Source organism: Pseudomonas sp. RGM2987 (assembly GCF_022952855.1).
Lineage (GTDB): Bacteria > Pseudomonadota > Gammaproteobacteria > Pseudomonadales > Pseudomonadaceae > Aquipseudomonas.
Map to the genome: position 1 here is coordinate 1 of NZ_JALJDX010000059.1, position 4,779 is coordinate 4,779.

A 4,779-nucleotide genomic window follows, 5' to 3' on the forward strand; every position below is an offset into this window, starting at 1 on the left:
TTTCCAGACTGACCGCATGACTCGCTTTAGCGACTGCTGCGCAGCCGAGCGGGAGCAAGCTCCCTCGCCACGGGGTATGGGTTGTCTGGGCTGACGTCTTCGCGAGCAGGCTCGCTCCCACAGTTGGATCGCAGTGCAGCCGGGAGAGTTAGGTCGACTGTCAGGCCGCCTTCGCGGGCGAGCCCGCTCCCATAAGCCGCCGTTACCGCAGCAACGGATATGTACCCGGTCAAAACCCAGGCCGGCTGCCAGGGCACTCACCCCTGCCACTTCCCCCCCTCGACAATCACACTCTCCGGCCGAGTCTCATCACTCAGTTCCTTACGCACATACTGGTCATACAGCTTGAGCAGATACTTCTCCTCACCCAGCTTCGCCAGCTCGGCATTCACCCAATCACGCAGTTCGATATTGCCCTTCTTCACCGCCGGTGCGATCGGTGCTTCGGCGCCCAGCGTCTGGCTCAGCACACGATAGCCTGGGTTCTGCTTGGCCCAGCTGAACAACACCAGATTGTCCTGGGCATAGGCATCGCCCCGCCCATTGGCCAGCGCTTGCAGGGACTCGGAGTTTTTCTCGAACTTGAGCAGTTTCCAGTCCGGATGATTCTTGGTCAGCCAGATGTCCGCCGTGGTGCCGGTGGTGACGATAGTGGTACGGGTCGCCAGGTCATCCAGGTTCCTCACCTCGCTGGCTTGCGGCACCAGCGCCTGCACGGCGACTTTCAGGTTGGGGTTGGTGAATTCCACCGCCTCCTTGCGCTCTGGCGTCACGGTCATGTTGGCAAGGATCAGGTCGACCTTGTCACTTTGCAGAAACGGAATCCGGCTCGCCGGTTCAACCGCGACGAACTCGACCTTGTTTTCATCGCCCAGCAGATCCTTGGCAAAACGGCGGCCAATGTCGGTATCGAAGCCGACATAGCGGCCGGTCTCGTCGACAAAACCGAACGGCGGTTTGTCGGTGAAGACCCCGACGATCAATTTGTCCCGCGCCTTGATTTTCTCCAGGTAGCTGGCCGGCGCTGTGCTCTGGCTGGCAGCTTGTGGTTTGGATGGTTCTTCGGTCTTGTTGCAGCCGGCCAGCAAGGCAAGACCGAGCAACGGCAATAACAGCAAAGCGGATTTGGCAGTTTTCATGGCAGTTCCAGTTCCTTTGTTTGAGTCGTTTTGGGTAGTGCGGCGACGTAGGAGAACTTCTCCAGGAACTGCTGCGCTCGTGCGGTTTGCGGGTTCGTAAAGAAAATCTCGGGCGGGTTTTGCTCAAGGATGCGCCCGGCATCCATGAACACAATGCGGTCGGCCACGGCCCGGGCAAAGGCCATTTCGTGGGTGACGATCAACAGCGTCATGCCTTCGCGGGCCAGGCCCTGAATGACCTCCAGCACTTCCTTGACCATTTCCGGGTCGAGGGCGGCGGTGACTTCATCGAACAGCATGACCTTGGGGTTCATGCACAGCGAACGAACGATGGCGATGCGTTGCTGCTGGCCGCCGGAGAGCTGCCGCGCGAAAGCATCGCGCTTGTCCAGCAGACCCACGCGCGCCAGCAAGGCTTCAGCCTGGGCACGCGCTTGGCGGCGGTCGCGGTTCTGCACTTTGACCGGGCCGAGCAGCAGGTTATCGAGCACGTTCATGTGCGGGAACAAGTGGTAGCTCTGGAACACCATCCCAATCTGCTGCCGTACTTCGCGCCAGTCGGTGTCTTTGTCCAGCAGCTCGCGGCCAGCAAACTTCAGGCTGCCACTGTGGGCGACTTCCAGCCCGTTAAGGCAACGCAACAGGGTACTTTTTCCGCAACCGCTCGGACCGAGGATGACGATCACTTCACCCGGTTCCACTTGCAGGTCGATGCTGTCCAGCACCTGTTGGTCGCCGAAAAACTTGTTGAAACCCTTGAACTCGATCAATGCGCTCATGCGTGCGTCCAGCGCCGCTCCAGGACCCGCGAAGCGGCCGAGAGCGGGTAGCAGATAAAGAAAAAAAACAGGAACAGCGCACCGTAGATCAGCACGGATTCGTAGGTGCGCTCGATGATTTGCTGGCCGACCTTGATCACGTCCACCACACCGATCAGCACCGCCAGGGAACTGGTCTTGATGAGGCGGGTGTAGACGTTGATGGTCGGCGGCGTCATGCGCCTGAGCGCTTGCGGCAACAGCACGTAGCCATAGAGCTGCGGTCCGTCCAGGCCGATCGACAATCCCGCCTCGCGCTGACCGCGGGGCAACGAATGCAGCGCACCACGCACCACCTCGCCCACTTCAGTGGCGCCCCATAAGGACAACACCAGGACCGCGCACCAGAAGCTGGGAATGCTCAGGCCGAAAAAGATCGGCAGCCCGAAGAACAACAGATATAACCAGACCAGCACAGGAATCGCCCGGAACAGTTCCAGGTAGACCCGCAGGATCGCGTCCAGCCACTTTACCTTCAGTGTGCGCAGTACGCCGTAGAGCACTCCGCCAACGGTGCTAAGGACGATGCCCAGCAAGGAAATCGACAGGGTTTGCGCAGCACCCTTGCCCAACTGCGGCAGCGACACCCACAGCAACTCAAGACCCGAACTGGCCATGCTGGAGCCTCCTTTCCAGACGACTGAGCAACAACGACAACGGCAGGAACAGCAGCACGCAAATCAGCGTCAGCACTGCGAGCATTTCGTAGGTCTTGTAATAGAGCGCGATGTAGCTCTTGGTGGTGTAGAGGATCTCCGGCACCGCCACGGCCGAGACCACCGTGGTTTCCTTGAGCAGGAAAATGAAGTTGGCGAACAGCGACGGCAGGCTGAGAATCCCGGCCTGGGGCAGGATCACGTAGCGCAGCAACTGCCCGTGTGACAACCCGATGGAACGCCCGGACTCCAGTTGCGCCTGGGGCACCGCCTCCACACCGGCGCGCAGCACTTCGGTGAGGTAGGCACCGCCCAGGAACGTCATGGTGATGATCGCCGCCGCGAAGCCCGAGACCTTGATGCCCAGGGCCGGTAATGCGAAGTAGACGAAGAACAGCTGGATGAGCAGCGGCGTGTTACGCGCCAGCTCCACGTACAGCCCGACCAGGCGCCGCAGGTAAGGCGTGCGCCAGACCAGGATCGTGGTATTGACCAACGCCACCAGCAGCGATGTGACAATAGCCACCAGACCGACCTGCAGCGTAACGCCTACGGCCTTGAAAAACGCCGGCAGGGTGCTGAGGATAAAAGCGTAATCAAAATTCATCGGCCATCCTGGACATCGCTCGGTAAGCGACGCTCGTGCAATCCATGGGCAGCGGGTAACCGCCCGGCAGGCAGCGACTTTAATGGCATAAGAAGTTAAATTTAAATACCGTTAAAGCATATTGATATCACGCAAAAAACTATCCTGTGTATTTGCTGCGAGGAAAGAAGGCGACTATTTTCTTTGCGCCGTAGGAAGGATCTTTTTTTTGAAATGGCCCTTCAAGGATGCACGGTTTTTGGCCAGACTCCCGGCCGAACCATCACAGGGAAGAGAACATGGCTGACGTAAAAGCGCCGCAGCGACTGGACCCGCAGGAAATAGTGAAATTACTGGTGGCGTTGCGCCGGGCATTGAAGGCCAGGGTGGCCTGATCCATGGGATGAATTGTCCCCTATGGGAGCGAGCCTGCTCCGGGCGGCGATCCGACGATAGTGGCCTCAGTCACACCACCACCCACAGTTGAAACACGAACATAAAAAAACGCCGACGCTGCCACAGCCGTCGGCGTTTAAACCGTGAAAGGGTCTACCGCTCGAATCAGAACGCTGGCAGTACCGCGCCGCTGTATTTCTTCTCGATGAATGCCTTCACTTCCGGACTGGTCAAGGCCTTGGCCAGTTTCTGGATGGCCGGGCTGTCCTTGTTGTCCGGACGGGCCACCAGGAAGTTCACGTAAGGCGAATCCGAACCTTCGATCACCAGCGCGTCTTTAGCCGGGTTCAGGCCTGCTTCCAGGGCGTAGTTGGTGTTGATCAGGTCCAGGTCAACCTGGTCCAGAACCCGCGGCAGCATGGCCGATTCCAGTTCCTTGAACTTGAAGTTGTGCGGGTTCTTGGCGATGTCTTTCGGCGTTGCCAGGGCGTTTTTCGGGTCCTTGAGCTCGATCAGGCCAGCCTTCTGCAACAGAAGCAGTGCACGCCCGCTGTTGCTGCCTTCGTTAGGCAGTGCGATGGTTGCGCCGTTTGGCAGTTCGGCCAGTGTCTTGTACTTCTTCGAGTAGCCACCGAACGGTTCAACATGGACGCCGATCACGGTCACCAGATTCGTGCCTTTGCCTTCGTTGAAGTTTTTCAGGTACGGCAGGGTCTGGAAGTAGTTGGCATCCAGGCGCTTCTGATCAACCTGTACGTTGGGTTGCACGTAATCAGTGAAGACCTTGATTTGCAGGTCCACGCCTTCTTTGGCCAGGGCCGGCTTGATCAGCTCGAGGATCTCAGCGTGCGGCACCGGGGTGGCTGCCACCACCAGTTTCTCTGCTGCCTGGGCCAGGCCCGAGGTCAGGGCTGCCGCCAATGCGGTGAACAACAGAACCTTTTTCATGCAGTGTCCTTATTAAATCACTGTCGTCTTTGCGACAGCCAAATGGGGAAGTGCCAGCGAAGTGCTATCGCTGGCGTGAAGCGGAAGATACCGATATTTTTTATGCCTTAACAATATCTTTTATTCAAGTTCATATTCGTTTTACTCATATGAAAAAATACCCTTGTGGCGAGGGAGCTTGCTCCCGCTCGGGTGCGTAGCAGCCGTAGTTTTTTGGGGGCTGCTACGCACCCGAG

Annotated in this window: 5 protein-coding genes; all 5 read right to left on the reverse strand. The window is 58.4% G+C overall.

Going from position 1 to position 4,779, the window contains the following annotated elements; all coding sequences use genetic code 11:
- Positions 1–257: 257 nt before the first annotated feature.
- Positions 258–1,139: a transporter substrate-binding domain-containing protein gene (locus RGM2987_RS00495; RefSeq protein WP_245138160.1), complete on the reverse strand. Its 882-nt coding sequence runs from the start codon at positions 1,137–1,139 to the stop codon at positions 258–260.
- Entirely contained in the window at positions 1,136–1,918 is a 783-nt protein-coding gene (locus tag RGM2987_RS00500) for an amino acid ABC transporter ATP-binding protein (RefSeq protein WP_245138161.1), read from the reverse strand. The genes RGM2987_RS00495 and RGM2987_RS00500 overlap by 4 nt, the downstream gene beginning before the upstream one ends.
- On the reverse strand, positions 1,915–2,574 hold the full coding sequence (locus tag RGM2987_RS00505; protein WP_245138162.1) for an amino acid ABC transporter permease: 660 nt from the start codon (positions 2,572–2,574) through the stop codon (positions 1,915–1,917). The genes RGM2987_RS00500 and RGM2987_RS00505 overlap by 4 nt, the downstream gene beginning before the upstream one ends.
- Positions 2,555–3,220 (reverse strand): amino acid ABC transporter permease, encoded by a 666-nt coding sequence (locus RGM2987_RS00510; RefSeq protein ID WP_245138163.1) that lies wholly within the window; start codon positions 3,218–3,220, stop codon positions 2,555–2,557. The genes RGM2987_RS00505 and RGM2987_RS00510 overlap by 20 nt, the downstream gene beginning before the upstream one ends.
- 540 nt (positions 3,221–3,760) lie before the next feature.
- Entirely contained in the window at positions 3,761–4,543 is a 783-nt protein-coding gene (locus tag RGM2987_RS00515) for a MetQ/NlpA family ABC transporter substrate-binding protein (RefSeq protein ID WP_245138164.1), read from the reverse strand.
- Positions 4,544–4,779: the final 236 nt, after the last annotated feature.